This window comes from Marinobacterium sp. YM272, from assembly GCF_050908845.1.
Classification (GTDB): Bacteria; Pseudomonadota; Gammaproteobacteria; order Pseudomonadales; family Balneatricaceae; genus Marinobacterium_D.
Genome location: NZ_CP194171.1, coordinates 3,375,251 through 3,391,584, shown reverse-complemented (window position 1 = coordinate 3,391,584; position 16,334 = coordinate 3,375,251). Strand labels below are relative to the sequence as shown.

15 protein-coding genes are annotated in these 16,334 nt (G+C 53.9%); 7 read left to right on the top strand and 8 right to left on the bottom strand.

Features of this window, described 5'->3' with window-relative positions:
• Nucleotides 1–52 precede the first annotated feature (52 nt).
• From dctP to ACQUQP_RS15180, 4 genes are all read left to right on the top strand, one after another.
• Nucleotides 53–1,060 (top strand): TRAP transporter substrate-binding protein DctP, encoded by a 1,008-nt coding sequence (dctP, locus tag ACQUQP_RS15195; protein WP_432695872.1) that lies wholly within the window; start codon nt 53–55, stop codon nt 1,058–1,060.
• A gap of 135 nt (nt 1,061–1,195) precedes the next feature.
• The gene (locus tag ACQUQP_RS15190; RefSeq protein ID WP_432695871.1) at nt 1,196–1,705 is read left to right on the top strand and encodes a TRAP transporter small permease; all 510 of its coding nucleotides are present in this window, start codon (nt 1,196–1,198) and stop codon (nt 1,703–1,705) included.
• A gap of 1 nt (nt 1,706) precedes the next feature.
• Complete coding sequence (locus ACQUQP_RS15185; protein ID WP_432695870.1) at nt 1,707–3,005, top strand: TRAP transporter large permease; 1,299 nt, start codon at nt 1,707–1,709, stop codon at nt 3,003–3,005.
• A 200-nt stretch (nt 3,006–3,205) separates the two neighbouring features.
• Nucleotides 3,206–4,582, top strand: a complete 1,377-nt coding sequence (locus tag ACQUQP_RS15180) for a diguanylate cyclase (protein ID WP_432695869.1) — start codon at nt 3,206–3,208, stop codon at nt 4,580–4,582.
• Nucleotides 4,583–4,689: 107 nt separating this feature from the next.
• Here the strand turns inward: ACQUQP_RS15180 and ACQUQP_RS15175 are convergent, their stop codons facing one another.
• Nucleotides 4,690–5,955, bottom strand: a complete 1,266-nt coding sequence (locus ACQUQP_RS15175) for an aromatic ring-hydroxylating oxygenase subunit alpha (protein ID WP_432695868.1) — start codon at nt 5,953–5,955, stop codon at nt 4,690–4,692.
• Nucleotides 5,956–6,418: 463 nt separating this feature from the next.
• Between ACQUQP_RS15175 and ACQUQP_RS15170 the strand changes: the two genes are divergently transcribed.
• Entirely contained in the window at nt 6,419–7,546 is a 1,128-nt protein-coding gene (locus ACQUQP_RS15170; protein ID WP_432695867.1) for a 2Fe-2S iron-sulfur cluster-binding protein, read from the top strand.
• 130 nt (nt 7,547–7,676) lie between these two features.
• Nucleotides 7,677–9,494, top strand: coding sequence for an SLC13 family permease (locus ACQUQP_RS15165; protein WP_432695866.1), 1,818 nt, complete (start codon nt 7,677–7,679; stop codon nt 9,492–9,494).
• A gap of 652 nt (nt 9,495–10,146) precedes the next feature.
• Here the strand turns inward: ACQUQP_RS15165 and ACQUQP_RS15160 are convergent.
• Complete coding sequence (locus tag ACQUQP_RS15160; protein WP_432695865.1) at nt 10,147–10,611, bottom strand: hypothetical protein; 465 nt, start codon at nt 10,609–10,611, stop codon at nt 10,147–10,149.
• Nucleotides 10,612–10,688: 77 nt separating this feature from the next.
• The gene (locus ACQUQP_RS15155) at nt 10,689–11,342 is read right to left on the bottom strand and encodes a class I SAM-dependent DNA methyltransferase (protein ID WP_432695864.1); all 654 of its coding nucleotides are present in this window, start codon (nt 11,340–11,342) and stop codon (nt 10,689–10,691) included.
• Between the two features lie 356 nt (nt 11,343–11,698).
• On the opposite strand from ACQUQP_RS15155, the gene ACQUQP_RS15150 reads away from it, so the two are divergent.
• A complete protein-coding gene (locus tag ACQUQP_RS15150; RefSeq protein ID WP_432695863.1) occupies nt 11,699–12,712 on the top strand; it encodes a DUF6635 family protein in 1,014 nt (337 codons plus the stop codon).
• Here the strand turns inward: ACQUQP_RS15150 and ACQUQP_RS15145 are convergent.
• The 5 genes from ACQUQP_RS15145 to ACQUQP_RS15125 all read right to left on the bottom strand — a co-directional run bounded on the left by ACQUQP_RS15145 (nt 12,704) and on the right by ACQUQP_RS15125 (nt 16,298).
• Entirely contained in the window at nt 12,704–13,168 is a 465-nt protein-coding gene (locus tag ACQUQP_RS15145; protein ID WP_432695862.1) for a DUF6998 domain-containing protein, read from the bottom strand. The genes ACQUQP_RS15150 and ACQUQP_RS15145 overlap by 9 nt on opposite strands.
• 185 nt (nt 13,169–13,353) lie before the next feature.
• Entirely contained in the window at nt 13,354–13,974 is a 621-nt protein-coding gene (locus ACQUQP_RS15140; RefSeq protein ID WP_432695861.1) for a hypothetical protein, read from the bottom strand.
• A gap of 604 nt (nt 13,975–14,578) precedes the next feature.
• Nucleotides 14,579–14,908 carry a hypothetical protein gene (locus tag ACQUQP_RS15135; RefSeq protein ID WP_432695860.1) on the bottom strand — a complete coding sequence of 110 codons (330 nt, stop codon included), beginning with the start codon at nt 14,906–14,908 and terminating at the stop codon, nt 14,579–14,581.
• A gap of 19 nt (nt 14,909–14,927) precedes the next feature.
• Nucleotides 14,928–15,416, bottom strand: coding sequence for a hypothetical protein (locus tag ACQUQP_RS15130; RefSeq protein WP_432695859.1), 489 nt, complete (start codon nt 15,414–15,416; stop codon nt 14,928–14,930).
• 123 nt (nt 15,417–15,539) lie between these two features.
• Nucleotides 15,540–16,298: a hypothetical protein gene (locus tag ACQUQP_RS15125; RefSeq protein WP_432695858.1), complete on the bottom strand. Its 759-nt coding sequence runs from the start codon at nt 16,296–16,298 to the stop codon at nt 15,540–15,542.
• Nucleotides 16,299–16,334: the final 36 nt, after the last annotated feature.

Below are 16,334 nucleotides of genomic sequence, written 5' to 3'. Positions count from 1 at the left end.
GGCGGCGATGCCCGCGCCAACCACCAACGATTGAAGTAAGGGGATAAGATCTATGAATTCCAAACGCTTTAGCCTGAAAGCTCTGGCTGCAGCTGTTACCACCGCGGCCGTTCTGGCCAGCACTGGCGCCAACGCGCTGACTTTGAAACTGGCGACCGATTCTGGCACCAAGGGCTCACCGGCCGGTAACGCGCTGGAGAAGTGGGGTCAGCTGATCGAAGAGAAATCCGGCGGCGAGATCGAAACCCGCGTGTTCTATCAGAACGAACTGGGCGGTCAGCAGGAAGTGTTCGACCTGCACGTAGCCGGTGATGTGGATGTGATGCTGAACTGGCCGATGACGTCTTACGACAAGCGTATCGGCGTTATCTACACGCCTTACATGACCCTGTCCTGGGACGAAGCCCTGAAAGCCTACAGCCCGGGCGGCTGGGTCAACAACATGCTGGGCGGTATCTGGAGCGATATCGGCCTGAAATTCTTCGGTCCCTGGCCGGAAGGCTTTAACGGTGTGGGTTCCCGCGGCAAGTACGCGCTGAACATCGCAGACGCCGAAGGTCTGAAGGTCCGTACCATGACCGTATTCCCGGCACCGCAGACCATGCAGGCGCTGGGTTACCAGACCGCTGCCATCGACTGGGGTGAGGTCTACACTGCACTGCAGACCGGCGTTGTCGACGGTGAAGCGGGCAACGTTATCTACTGGGATTACGAATACTTCCGTGACTCCCTGGATTACTACGTACAGACCAAGCACTTCTTCATGACTGGTGTTCTGTCCATGAACCTGGACACCTGGGACAGCATGAGCGAAGAGGAGCAGAAAGTCGTGTCTGAAGCCGCCGAAGAGATCATGAACGATCAGTTCAAGGCTGCGAAGGAACAGGACGAGTACTACATCGCTAAGGCTCAGGAAGAGGGTATGGAATACTTCGAGCCGAACGATGAGCAGATCCGCGAGTTTGCCAAGGCAGCCCGTGAAAAAGTGTGGCCGCAGATGGAAGAAGAGATCGGCTCTGAGATCATGGAAACGATCCGCGCGAATGCGACTCCGCTGTAAGCGGCGTCACTCTTAATAACAGGGGATTTATAGCAAGGCATATTAGCGATAGCTTAATATAAGTTGCTGATTTACCTGTTGTTTTAACTCACCGGCCCGCTCTGCGGGCTGGTTCGTTCCTAGGCTGGAGAAAAAATGATCGGCAGACTTTTTTCCGGACTTGATAACCGCGTGGGCTGGGTGCTGGAGGCTGCAGCATTCGTATCCAGCATGCTCGTGGTGGGTCTGATGTTATTTCTGGTGCTGGCGCGCTATGTATTTGGCTGGTCAGTCGTCGGGTTACTCGAGCTGATCATGCTGTTCGGGATGTGGTTGTACATGCTCGGCGGTTTGATCGCGAGCAGGCGCAATGAGCATCTGGTTGTTGACTTTGTGGAGCTTCAGATCAGTGATCAACGTATGAAACTGATGCACAAGGCTCTGATTTCATTGATCACCTTAATTATCTGTCTGTTCTTCGTGGTACTGGCGTATCGCATGCTGGCCTGGGGGATGCGGCGTCCGCAGTCGACTCCGGGTATGGGGATCCCGCTCTGGCTGCCCCAGGCATCGATCATGCTCGCGGCGGTGGGCTGCAGCTGTTATGCGCTGCGCGACGTTATCTGTGCGCTGACCGGTATCAAACGACTGAAAGGGGAACATTGAGATGGAAGGTTTGATCGCAATTGGCATCCTGTTGGTGCTGATGATCATCGGCGTCCCAGTGGCCTGGTCGTTTGCCGGTGTGCTGGCGTACCTGGTTTACGCCTTTGATGCCAACCTGAACACCCTGATGCTGCAGGGCTATCGTTCGGTGGATTCGGTAATTCTTATCGCACTGCCGCTGTTTGTGCTCACCGGCTACATGATGCAGAGCGGTGGTATCGCCAAGCGTCTGGTGGATTTTATCGAAGTAATGATCGGTAAGCGTCGCGGTGGTATGGGCGCTTCCATGGTTATGGCGTCCGGTATCTTTGGCGCTATCGCCGGTACCGCGACAGCAGCGGTTGCCTCTATCGGCACCATCATGATCGGCCCGCTGGAGCAGCGCGGTTATCCGCGCGCCTATTCATCGGCGCTGCTGGGTATTTCCTCACTGCTGGGGATTCTGATCCCGCCGTCGATCACCATGATCCTGTTTGCTGTGGTAACCCGTCAGTCGGTGGCGGCCTGCTTTGCGGCCTCGGTAGGCCCTGCGATTCTGCTTATCGTGGGTCTGATCATTGCCAACCGTTTCAGTGTCGGACGCTTCTTCCAGGAGGTCAGCAGCGCCGCCAATGACGGACTGGAACAGCTGCCGGGCAAGGGACGCGCCACCATCCGCGCATTCCCGGCGCTGTCTCTGCCGATCATCATTCTTGGTGGTATCTACGGCGGTATCTTTACACCGACGGAAGCGGCGGCTGTGGCGGCCTTTGCGGCGATGATGATCGGCTTCTTTATCTACAAAGACCTGACCGTAAAGAGCTTTGCGCGCGGTGTAGTCGCGGCTGCTGAGACCACCGGCACGGTGATTCTGATCCTGCTGTTCAGCTTTATGATCGGGCGTATTCTTGCGTTTGAACGCATACCGCAGGATCTGACCGAGCTGGTCCGCACCATGATCGAGAACCCGCTGCTGATCCTGATCGCGGTGAACATCTTCCTGATCCTCGCGGGCATGATTATGGATGACGTTTCGGTCACCGTAGTGGTTGCGCCGCTGTTCCTGCCGCTGATGGTGGATACCGGTGTGCATCCGGTGCACTTCGCCTCCATCGTTGCCTGCTCCGTGGTGATCGGCGCGAACAGCCCGCCGGTGGCGCCGATACTCTATATGGCGTGTCGAATAGGTAAGGTCTCGATCCATAAGACCGTGATGCCGGCGCTGGGCCTGATGGCGTTCGTCGGTCTGCCGGTAATGATGGTCACCACCTTCGTACCGGAACTGTCACTCTTCCTGCCGCGCCTGCTCGGATTCGTTTGATCCGGGAGGTGCTGACCCTGAGTTGAAAACGCCGCATCCGCGGCGTTTTTTTTTGCGCCAGCGGGAGTGGATGTCGCTAATGATGTATATGACTGGTCTTTTTTCACCAATCCAGCGCCATGGGCGACTTTTCCCGCTTGAAACGTGCGGAATAGTTGTGGCTCTATATTCAGACATACGAACGAGAAAAGATCTTAATAATGACAAAAATATTCGTTCTGGTTCTGACCGTCTTTTTTATCGCACTTATCGGCATTTTTAGTCGTCCCTCCGGTTACCTCGCTGATCTCTGGCCCGCCAACTCCCTGCTTCTTGGTCTTATGCTGCGTGAGCCCCGGCTCGTTAAAAGTACCTTCTGGCTCTGGTCAGGAGGGGCGATGGTTGCCGCTGATCTGATGACAGGGAGTAGCGTTCTTAAAGCCCTGGTGTTGAATACGGGCAATATCTTTAGCGTGATGGCGGGTGTCATCGTCGCGCGCCGCTGGCGGTTGGTGCCGTATCCGGTCAGGGATATTGGCGATGTTCTCAATATTGCGCTGGTGGCCCTGGCGGCAGCGGTCGCGGCGGGGCTGTTCGGCATCGTTGCCAATCCGCTGCTATTCGATGGCAGTGTTGCCGATGGTCTGGCTTACTGGTTGGTCACGGAGTTTGTGAATTATGTGGTTTTCCTGCCGCTGATCATCGTTGCGCCGGGCTATACCGCGCTGAAGCCTGGCGCGATTAAAGGCTTTCTTTCCGGCCTGGGTCCGTTAAGCCCGTTACCCGGGTTATCTGTTATCGCGCTTTGCCTGCTGGCGATGAGTCTCAGCGGGCCGGGGGTTATTGCCGTCCCGCTGATCGGTTTGCTCTGGTGCGCCTTCGCTTACAGCCTGTTCAATACCGCGCTGGTGACACTGGTCTACTGTGTCTGGACGCTGATTTCTTTATCCAACGGCTATATCGATCCCGATTACCATACCTCGTACTGGATGAACGTGATTTCGTTACGTGTCAGCGTGGCGATGGTTGCGCTCCTGCCGATCATTGTCTCCTGTTATACCCATTTAAACAGTACACGCCTGAGCGACCTGGAGTACGCCTCCAACCATGATCATCTGACCGGTACACTGACACGCCGCGCGCTCAACGAATTTGTGCGTCGTGAGGCGGGTCAGCAAGCGTCGATGAGCCTGTTGATGGCCGATCTGGACCACTTTAAAGCGATCAACGATAACCATGGCCACCCGGTAGGTGATCAGGTATTGCGCCACTTTGTGGCGATCGCAAGGCAGTGTCTGCGCTCTGACGATCTGATCTGCCGCATGGGCGGTGAAGAGTTCATGCTGGTGTTTCAGGATCTGCCGACGGCAGAGGCGAACAGCATAGGCAACCGCATCCGCTCCTCGTTTGAACAGACGCCAATGGCGCTGGACAACGGTGAAACGATCAATGCCACGGTCAGCATTGGCATCGCGGTTAAATGTGGTGATGATGATTTCGACGCCCTGGTATCGAAAGCCGATCAGGCACTGTACAGAGCCAAGCACTCCGGCCGTAACCGGGTCATCAACTTTGCGGACTTATCAGCATCCGCCTGATTGGGGGGCGTTTTACCGGCGAGTGCCAGTATATTCAAGGTTAACGGCTGGGTTTGCGAACAAAAAAAGGCTGCCATCAGTGGGCAGCCTTTTTCATTAGAAGCAGATTACTTCTCGAGGTTCTGCAGGGTGGTATCGGTGTACCAGTCCAGGAAGTTGATTACGCCAAACTCGAAAGTCTTGGAGTAGGGGCCCGGCTGGTAAGCGATAGAGTTGATACCGCGCTGGTTCTCTTCACCGAGGATACGGTCCTGGTCGTTGGTCGCGTCCCAAACCTGACGCAGGCGCTCAGGGTTGTAATCAACGCCTTCAACAGCATCCTTGTGTACGAACCACTTGGTGGTAACCAGGGATTCCTGTGCGGAGATCGGCAGTACGCGGAACACGATGAAGTGATCGGACTGCATGTGGTTCCAGGAGTTCGGCAGGTGCAGGATACGCATGGAGCCCAGCTGACGGTTCTTGATGCGGCCCAGCAGCTTGTCGCATCCCTGTTCGCCGTCGATGGTCATCACCTGGGTGCCTTCCTTCAGCGGCATACGGACGATACGGTTACGTACGCCGAAGCTCTTGTGCTCGTGAGGAATGCCTTCAGCGTCCCACTCGGCCGCCTGACGGGCGTAGTGGTCCAGGAACTCCTGGGAAGCACGGGGATCGTTGGTGTCGTCCCACTCCAGCAGGGTGTTCAGCAGTTCCGGGTGGCTGCCCGCACAGTGGTAGCACTCGCGGTTGTTTTCCAGAACCAGCTTCCAGTTGGCCTTTTCGTACATGTTGGATTCGACGGCGAGCTTGGTGTTCTCAACGTCGTACGGCTCCATGTACTCGTCCAGAGTTGCCAGGAACTGGTCGAAGTCGCCTTCCGGCTCTTCTTTGGCCAGGCAGATGTAGATGAAACCACCGCCAACCTTGCAGTGAGCCTTCTTCAGGCCGTGCTCTTTCATGTCGAAGCCTTCGCCCATCTCGGTACCGGCGAACAGCAGGTTACCTTTCAGGTCGTAGGTCCACTGGTGGTAAGGGCATACCAGGTTGGCAACCTTGCCGCGGTGCTCGGTGCAGACGCGGGAGCCGCGGTGACGGCAGGTGTTGTGGAAGGCATTGACGGTGCCATCCGGGCCGCGCACGATCAGAACGGGGTTCTGGCCGACTTCCACAGTGAAGTAGTCGCCCTTAGTGGGGATTTCGCTGGTCATACCGACGAAAAGCCACTCTTTCTGGAAGATCTCTTCCATGTCCAGGCGGAACATGTGGGGGTCGTTGTAGAGAGGTGCAGGCAGCGAATAATCGCGGCGACGCTCTTTGAGCAGGTCGGTCATCGCATCTCGCGCCTGGTCCAGGTTCGCGTAGCTGAGGTTAAGCAGATCGTTCTGGTTCATTAGTACTGTATCTCGAACATAACAGTTGGGTTGCATGCCGCCTCGGCGGCCCTCCTAAACGACCCAATACCCGGTTCTCCGTGGTGTTGAGGGTGTCTGAGGGCAATCCTGCCTTTGAGTAGGGGTATTCAATATTCTATTCGCGACACCGACCGATTCTGTTTGAGACTAGGGGGGGGTAAAAAGGTCCTAAATGGTGTTTTTAAGACAATTTCACGTCGCGAATAAGTAAGTCATAAAGCTTGCTTGAAATGACAATTCGCACTTCACGAGATCCAGAGGGAGATCGTGAGCAAAGCTATGGCATTTCAAGCGTTCAGTCGGGTTACTCGGACGCCGAAAAAAGTTGCAAGTGCGCCGTCGTCAACCACACTTAAGTGTGGTTCAAGCCGGGCGGAGACGCCATAAATTTGTTCACCTTCTCTCTTAATAACCCAACACCCATATTTTGGAAGTGCCAGCCATGAACAATCCGAGCATTTCAATCGTCAACAGCGACGCATTCGTTCCGGTAACAACCCAGACCTGGAGCAACGGGCGTCACGCTGTGCGCTGCGTAAAGGTGATCCAGGAAACCTGGGATGTAGCCACCTACTGTTTCATGGCCGAGCAGCCGGTTATGTTCTTCTTCAAGCCGGGCCAGTTCGTGACCCTGGAACTTGAGATCAACGGCGAGCAGGTGTTCCGCTCTTACACCATCTCCAGTTCTCCGTCCGTGCCTTACAGCTTCTCCATTACCGTGAAGCGTCAGCCCGGCGGTCTGGTCTCCAACTGGCTGCACGACAACATGGTCGAAGGCTACGAGCTGGCGGTTCACGGCCCGGTTGGTGCGTTCAACAGCATCGACTATCCGTCGAACAAGGTACTGTTCCTGTCCGGTGGTGTGGGTATTACCCCGGTGATGTCGATGACCCGCTGGGCGTTCGATACTAATGCCGATGTGGACATGGTGTTCGTGCACAGTGCGCGCACCCCGCGTGACATCATCTTCCAGCGCGAACTGGAAACCATCTCTTCCCGTATCAGCAACTTCGATCTGCACCTGATCTGCGAAAAAATGGAGCCGGGTCAGTCCTGGGCCGGTTACCGCGGCTTCCTCGATCGCGTCAAGTTGGACATGATCGCGCCGGACTTCATGGAGCGTGAAGTGTTCTGTTGCGGCCCGACGCCGTACATGAAAGCCGTCAAGCGCATGCTGGAAAATGCCGGCTTCGACATGACCCGTTACCACGAGGAAGCCTTCGGTGCGACGCCGGAGGCCGTGGAAGAGCAGGCGGTGGAAGATGCCGAGCAGGCCGCGGAAGATCTGGATGCAATCGCAGCCAGCGACATGTTCAACGTGGAGTTTGCCAAAACCGGCAAGAGCGTGCGCATCGCACCGGGGGAAACCGTTCACGCGGCGGCGGCCAAACTGGGCCTGCATATCCCGAAAGCCTGCGGTATGGGTATCTGCGGTACCTGTAAGGTGAAACGCGTTGAGGGTGATATCGATATGACCCATAACGGCGGTATCACCGACGAAGACGTGGCAGAAGGTTACTTCCTCTCCTGCTGCAGCGTGCCGACCGGCGACGTTGTGGTTGAGTACTAAGATTTAGTACCCGCCAGCGCTACACATAAAAGGGCCGATCCAGCGATGGATCGGCCCTTTTGTCGTTATTTGTGCCTTCACACTCCTGAGGTAGGATCAGGGATTCGCCTGTCAGGGAGTGAAAGGATAGATGACAACAGAGATAGGTTTTGTATTCGCGCTGCTGGGAATCACGGTCGCACTCTTCATCAGCGATAAGCTGCGCATGGATCTGGTGGCGCTGATGGTGGTAACGGTGTTGGCCGTATCCGGCATAGTGACACCGGCGGAGGCGGTCTCCGGCTTTGGCAACTCCACCGTGATTATGATCGCCGCACTGTTTGTGGTGGGCGAGGGGCTGTTCCGAACCGGCGTTGCGGCCGCCGCCGGTAACTGGCTGTTCAAGGTGGGCGGCAGCAGTGAAACCCGGCTGCTCTGCTTCCTGTTGCCGCTGGTGGCGCTGCTCTCGGCTTTTATGAGCTCCACCGGTGCCGTGGCGCTGCTGATCCCGGTGGTGCTGAGTATGGCGCGGCGCTCCGGCATGCAGCCGTCAAAACTGATGATGCCGCTGGCGTTTGCGGCGCTGATCGGCGGCATGCTGACGCTGATCGGCACGCCGCCCAATATCGTTGTCAGCAATGCCCTGAAAGAGGCGGGGCTTGAGCCGTTCGGCTTTTTCGAGTTTACCCCTATAGGTGCGGCGGTCCTGCTGCTTGGCTGTATTTACCTGATTAGTGTCGGGCGTCGGTTGTTGCCCGCGCGGGATACGGAGCAGCCGGGCGACAACTGCAGTGTGGCGGGGCTGACCGCAAGTTATGGGGTCAGTGGTCAGCTGCACAAGCTGGTGGTGCAGCCGCTGAGCCCGCTGGCGCATAAAACGGCGGTGGAATCGGCCCTGCGAAGCGAGCACAAAGTGACACTGATCGGCATCCGGCGCTCCGGCTCACTGCTCTCGAGTATATTGCCGGTGCTCGCCAACACCCGGTTGGAAGTGCGCGACGAGCTGTGGGTTTATGGTCAGGAGGCGGATATCGACAGGCTCTGTCTCAGCCATCGCCTGACCCACTATGGCTCGCCGGAAAGGGAGATGACACGGATGCGCCGGGAGTTCGGGGTGGCCGAGGTCCTGTTGCCGCCGGGAACGCCGCTGCAGGGGCATACGGTTAAAGAGGGGGCGTTTCGCGAACGCTTCGGGCTCAGCGTGATCGGCCTGCGCCGCCGTTGTGAGCCGCTGGAAACCGACTACCGGGAAACCCGCATGGAGGGGGGCGATACCCTGTTGCTGGCCGGTAGCTGGGAGCGGATCCGCGCGCTGGAGGGGCGGCGCGACCTGGTGCTGCTGCAAACGCCAGCGGAGCTGGGCGAGATTCCAGCCCACGGCAGCCGGGCGCCGGTGGCTCTGCTGGTCTTGCTGTTGATGCTGGTATGTATGACGGCGGGTTGGCTGCCGGCGCTGCCGACCATACTGCTGGCGGCCATGGCGATGATCCTGACCGGCTGTGTCAGCCTGCCTGAAGCGCTGCGCTCGCTGAATGCTACCAGCCTGATTCTGATCGCCGGCATGCTGCCCCTGGCTTTGGCCATGGAGAAGAGCGGGGCGCTGGCCTATGTGGTGGAACACCTGGTGGCACTGCTTGGCGGCGCCTCGCCGCTGGTTCTGAGCACCGGGCTGTTTCTGCTGACCTCGCTACTGAGCCAGTTTATCTCCAACACCGCGACTACTGTTCTGATCGCGCCTATAGCGCTCACTACGGCCCAACTGCTGGGAGTCAATCCCGAACCGCTGATGATGACGGTGGCCATAGCGGCTTCCACCGCCTTTGCGACACCGATCGCTTCGCCGGTGAATACGCTGGTACTGGCGCCGGGTAACTACCGCTTCTCCGATTTCGCCAGGGTGGGGATTCCGCTGCAGTTGCTGGCGCTGGGTATCACGCTGGTGCTGACGCCACTGCTGTTTCCTTTCTGAAAGCGCCGGTTAGGTTCGATCAGCTCTATAAAAACGGGCCTGTCGTTACCGGCAGGCCTGTTTTATGCGCGCGCACCAGGGGCCACTCCGAGGCTCGGTTGACTCGATTAGCGCAGAAGACCACAGGGTGCTGGAGGTAAATCCTCAGACAGCCTTTGCTGCCAGGAGTGGGCGATCTCCGGGGAGCTGAATGTCTGTTGCAGAACACCCCCTGAAATGGGCACGGTGATGGTGGACCGGGTGAAGATTAGTTCGCCGACCTTAATGCGGGTTTCCTGGCCTGTATGAGCCCGGGTCATTGCTGCAAAGCTTTGGCTTCCCGCTGCGGAGAGCTTCATAAATACCGGCCAGCCCTGGCTGTTCTGCTAACCCATACTGACCTGGTCAATGAAGCGGGAGCAGAGCTGGAAGTCCAGCGGTTCCTCTGCGGCCGAAAGGCGGGCAGAAAGGCCGGCAGCCAGGTACAGGAGAAGCAGCGTCCATTTCATGGCAAAGCCCTTTCTAGGTCATTATTCGTTGGCAAGCAGGGTAATCAACGGGATGCTGGGCGCCACGCAGGCAGCAGAAATGTTGTGATATGCGGATCGAGCATAGGCCGCTACCGACTTATTCAACACCTCTATAGATACGCTGAATATTCGGGCTTTCAGCCTCAGCAGGCCGGCACGCCCTGGCTCTTTTGGTACAGGGCATAGGCTGTGAACATCAGCACGATAAGCCCTGCGGCGATGAGCGGTTTGTCCCTGCCCAGGCTGGGCAGCCCATCGCGTTTTGCCTTGGCCAGATCATCCGGGTGATAGATACCGGCGCGGCAGAACAGCAGGGTCACAAAGAACATACCGGCAACCGCCAGAAACGTATGCAGCGTATAGGTGAAGGCGATGAGCGCGCAGGAGCTGGTCACGCTTTTCGCACTGATGCCGAGCACGGCGGCGCAGGCCATCATCGCCAGGGCAAACAGGTTGATAGGTGTTTTCGAACGGGTGACCGCCGCCCAGGCGGCGGTCATGGGGTTGGATGATTCCGCAGTCTCTTTGATGGGACGGCCGCAGTTGATGCAGCTGGCGGCCTGATCGGAGACTTCATGATCGCAGTCCTGACACCTGATTAAAGCCATTGCTCTTATCTCCTTGCTATCGAATCGTTAAGCCGTTGCCATATCCACTGTTGAAGCAGCTGCTGCAAGCATCTCTCTCAGTCTCCCGAAGGCGCCCGGGCAGCAATGAAGGGGCGCCGGTCACTCTTTTTCGAGCCGTGGAGCTCGTTCGCGATAACTTCGAAACCAGCCTGTTTCAGTGAAACCAGGAGTGATTCAGTGGAAAAGGTGGTTACGCTGGGTGCTTTGCCCACGAGGCGCATCAGCGGAATGACAAGGCGTATAAGCGGATTCATATCGCCGATACAGGGTGTCTTGGAGATAAACAGCCCGCCCGGGAGCAGTAAGCTGCGGATATGATCAAGCGCGGTGGGCAAGTCTCCCGCCAGGTGAAGATAGTTAAAGCCGATAACGGCATTGTAGCGGGCGCTCTCGTTGCTAACTGTGTCGAGCGTTGCCTGGCGAAAGCTTAACGGGCCATTGAAGCCGTTCTGGCGAGCGGTCTCGAGCTTTTCGTCCGCGATGCTGATCATATTGGCCGATATGTCAGTGGCCAGGTAGGTGTCGACGCCTTCAGCAAGGCGCAGCGCCGCTGTACCGGTGCCGCAGCCCAGCTCCAGTACCCGGGCATGGGGAGGGAAGAGCGCCAGGGTTCGCGCAAGTGTTCTGTCGAAGCCGGCTTCATCGCCGACGGGGGAAGCGGCATACTTGCGAGCGATTTTGTCCCAGAACTGCTCGTCTCGTTTGTCCATCGGCGCTCCTTATTGGGCTTATCGAGCCCTTAGCTAAACTGCGTGCCTTGAACGCCAGCACTACCAGCAATGCGCCAAAGCGTATGGCGCCGCCGATCATCCAGAGCAGGGCAAGCACTACGCATCGGGCTGAGTTATGACTTGTGGCAGATCTATAGCGGTAACAGGGGAGTGATGGCGTGAGCGCCCGAAACGGGAGTAATGAAAAGCAGGTGTCCATCAGCCAGTCCCTTGGAATCGTTGCTCCTGCTGTAGCAGGCAGATGTCAGTGTGGGTCGTTTTCGGCAAAGGCACAAGTTTGTGTGGTCAGGCGTTAAACAGGGCGGGTCTGGCCCCGTTGCCGCAATTACGGTTTAATGCGCCAGTACCTGCAGATAGATACACCCATCATCATGTCCATTGTTGCAACATCTGATGTTACACCGCCTGAGCAGCAGATTTCCCGGGCCGCAATCGAGCAGGCGATCCACGCAGGCGTTGAGCGTTACTTCAATGACTGCCGTGCGCGGGTCCCTGCATTTATCCGGCGTCATTTTCATTACCCCGGTGCCATCGCCACCAACCGCGTCGCGCTGGGGTGGGATATGCTGCGCGCGCCCGCCAACCTGCTCTGGGCGCCGGTTTACGCCCTGGCATGTTTAGTCAAAGCCCTGAGCAAAAAACGCCAAGGGCTCAGCTGGCTGTATCGTGGCGCCGAGCGTGTACCGGCAGGTTTCACCACCCGGGTACAACAGCAGATCTCCGATCTGATCTTTGTCGAGCTGCTGAACGATGGTAAAGAGGGCCAGCTGCTTGAGAATTACCTGGTCGAGGCCCTGGAAGCGTTATACGCCCGCCACGCCTGTGAAGCTGCCGATCACCGCCAGTTTATCCGCGCGATAGAACCGCTGGTCGCCGATGCGCTCAGTCAGTACCGGGTAACCCGCACCGCATCCGCCGATATCACCAACAGCATTTCATGCACCGTGCTGGGCGCCTTCGCCTTTCAGAAATTCACCCCCGGCGGCATCGGCCTGGGCGTGGTACTCGCATCGATGCTCGCGAAAACCCTGGCCGCCAGAGACTTCATCCTGGGCGAAACCGTCGGCCACTGGTACTACGGCTGGTTTCCGCCGGAGCCATCATGGACTGTGACGGCGGGCGTGATGCTTGCCGTGATGGGCGCGTTAGCGGGGTTCGCCGCGCTATCCGGCATGATTTTCGATCCGATTCAGGCGGTGACCGGTATGCATCGAAGGCGACTGCACAAGCTGCTGGATCATCTGGAAAGGGATGTGACTCGCAGCACCAAGAGCAGCTTTCGTCCCAAAGACCAGTTTGTGGCCCGGATTCTGGATGCCTTTGATCTGATCAGAACCGGGTTACTCTGATCCTGATGCTTGCGCTACGCGATCCTGAGCCGCTACCGACTGGTTTAGTTTGCGCAGCTTTGTCAGTGAGATCTGAAACTGTCCATTGCTGGGCAGGGGCTTATTCTTGAACTGCTCCCAGACCAAAGCGCCGGGGCCGTTATAGATCTCTTCGAAGGTGCCATCAGGAAGGATCTTGATGCAGATCGTGTGTTGCGGTTCGCTCCGAAAGGCAACCGAGTTGGCCTGGGTAGCCTTGATCTCCACTTTCAAGCCCGTCGCCGTGACCGCGTCGTAGCCCTTATTGGACGCTGTCATAAGCTCCAGACCATAGGCGTCAGCCACCAGGCATTCGCCGATGCTCCCGACCATATGGCCATCAGGCGTGAAATGCCTGCCCGGGAACATCTGCTCAAGCTCACCGACCGTCGAGTAGAGCTGAGTAACCAGTCTTTGAAACTCGTCGTGATTGATCATTTCTGACTAATCTCTTGGTTCGAGGCACCCTGGAGTGCCCGGCCAAAGAAGATAATATCACCTCTTTATTGTTCGACTCCGTTACCGCTATTGATTTGGCGCATTATGTCTCGTTAAAAGGGCTGAACTGCGGATGTGAAACCACCGTGTAGGCGATTTTCGAGCGATTTCTTATGCTGTATATCTTACTTTTTTGAGACTTTCCAATGCGTATAATTCTTTTCAAGATATCCAGTCACGCCAATCCTATCGATTTCTGCAGGGTTTATTGGTATTGGCCTGAAATTTATTTTGTTAGCTTCATTGAATCCTATCTCTTTTCTAAGCTCAAATGAAAATATATCAGATAAGTCTGAAACGAAATGTCTATACTTACAGAGGTCTTTTTGAGGTTCTGCGGAAATTCCTATTAATAAGTTAAATAATTTACCGGTATTATTTTGATAATCTGAACCAAGTAAAATAGAATTTTTGTTGACATGTTCGACTGCAATTTGAATTTTTTCTTTAAGAGAGGATAGTTCACTTGAAGATATATTTTCGCCATAACAAGATGATTCAGAAACTCGATAGTAAATTGAAGTTATATCAGTATATTTCTGTCTAATTTCAGAAGCGGCCAATAATTTTCTTTCTAGTAAAAACTGATATTTAGTATTGTCGCTTTTGTATTTCTCCACTAGAAAATTTCCAGCTAAGGCAGCTATAAGCAATACTGTTGCTATTAAAGATTTTTCGATAAATATTCTTTTCAGGCTCAGCCTATGTTCAAGAAGAGCTTTTTTCTTTTCCTCTTCAAATGTCATTAATGGTCTCCAATGAATGCATAAAACTGGATTCAGAGTTATGTGCGTGCAATGTCGTTTATGACCGGTTGCATTTGCATCCCTTCGGGGCCCCAATGTATTTGCGTTTATTTTTGGGATCCATTGAGGGTTTTCCGAAACGCTTCACCGCATGATAGATATACCAGGATCGAAATTTTGACATTCGATCTTTTCGGCATGTTTGTTTTAGTAACTGGTCTACATGTTCCTTGTTCTCTGGGGGTAATTTACTTTCTCTCATTAATTGATACAAAGCATCGTGTACGAGAGCACCTCGCATGAAGTTTAATGTATCAATCGTCGGTCCTGAAGGTCCATCCCAGGCATAGCCAGTTTTTATTCTTAGATTTCCTTTACTCGATAACTCTATGTAATCAGTGATGATGTCATTATCTGGATACACTGGTATTTGATTCTCATAGTCTTCATAGAGTTGATATTTATACCCTTTTCTGTAACAGATACATTTCATCGTATGATCCCTTTCGAATATGGTTAACTAACGCTTGTAACGTCGCCAGCAGGGGCAGACAAAGCGCATCGCGGTTTGGCTGTCCCTCTGGCTGGCTTTGTTATACCTGCCTTATATCAGTGTAAATCCTAAAGCAGTGTTCACCGCATCTTTTATAATATCTAGAGCGGCATTTAGCGCTTGTTCAACTGCCAAAACACCAAGACCTTCAATCGCTAGAAGTACTGTACGGCTTGCATTTTTCTGAATAGAGAAATGCAAGACAGCCTCTTCTTCATCAATTTTGTTTGCTGCTTTGAGGGTTTCGATCATTACAACTGATTGTGCCAATTTTTTGGCCTCGGATTCACCATACTCTTTGATTTCAGGCCATTTTTCAGACAGAACTCCTTGCATGGCCCCCAGCATATTTTCGGCTAATTCTCCAGCATCTATACTCATAACGTAATCTCCTATTTAGTTACTCGTCGTCGCCACGCTTTTTGGCTAGTTCTAGTTTTAATATTGCTGTAAAGCTTGAATTAAATGCAGTGCGTAGAGGATCTATCTCATCAATACTAATACATTCTAACGAGCCTTTATCTTTAGTCTTTTTATCTTTTAATTTATGAAGTGATTCTAGGTCATTCAAGCTACTTTCTAATAAATCGAGTTGCTTTACAGTGATGTCATTTTTAGGAATAGCCTCCGCACGAACTTTTATTGCACTCAAATCGACTTTAGATTCGCTGTAAAAAGTAGCGTTCTTTTCATAGCTGCATTCTGGAAGACCGTATTTTGCTTCTAGATCTGTTAAAAATGTCTCCGTTTTTCTCTGAAGAGAAGTAACATTCTTATCAGTTGTTTCATCATAGGAAGCTATTAGTTTTACTGTGCATCCTGAAATAACTAACATAAATGAAAGTAACAGTATTACCCTCAGCGGGTTGGCTTTTCTTAACATCGTCATAGATTCCCTCCTTTTAGGGATGTTGTGGTGTGTACCAGGTATAACGCCGCCATAACCGGCAGCCGGAGCGTAGCGTAGGCTGTCCGGCGCCGACAGGCGTGTAGTTGATGGCTTTGTTAAACATCATTCGTCCAAAACATTTTTAAGTTTATTGAACACAGAATCTGTAACAGCCCCAAGAAATTCAAATGTTTTTTCCGTAAACATACCTGCCAGCAAACCAAAGAAACCACTGCTGTATGGATTGAATTGAATTAACTGACCCTGGGCGTGCAGTAAAAAAATATGCTTTCCTCCTTTAATGGTAAGAAACACGATAAAACCAGATGACAAGCCAAATAAAATACTACGCCAGGTGAATCTGCTTGTAGTCCGAATTGTGCCGATTCCTGCTCCTATCGCACCACGTGTCATTATTGTTATAGCGAGAAGGTAATCTGAGCTTAGTTGAGTTATATATCTCTGGAGCATATATAGAATTGATGTATACCCAATGGATTCATCGGATTGACCAAAACTATTTGCGTCGTCGAATTCGCGTCTAATTTCCACAAGGGTTTGACTTTGCCGATCGGCACCGACAGAAATGAGCGCCTCTACTTTGCCGCGAAGCTGACCGTAGAACTGAGCCTGTTTTTTAAGAGATGATATTGCCTCATCTGTAAACTTATCCGAGACTCCACCAGAGTTTTGGGCTAACTCTTGGTTAATAGAATTAATCTCATTTTGCAAGTAGCCAAGGTAGCTGTCTCTCGCTGATATTTCAGTGATAGAAGCAACAGCAAAGATCGCAACAACTAAGAACATGCCAACTTCAAGTAAGTGATTTAAATCACCACCTATTCGGAAGGCAATTCTTTCAAATATCGAACCGTCGGACATTGCTGCTCTCTCCTTGATGTTTAACGCCGCAAATAA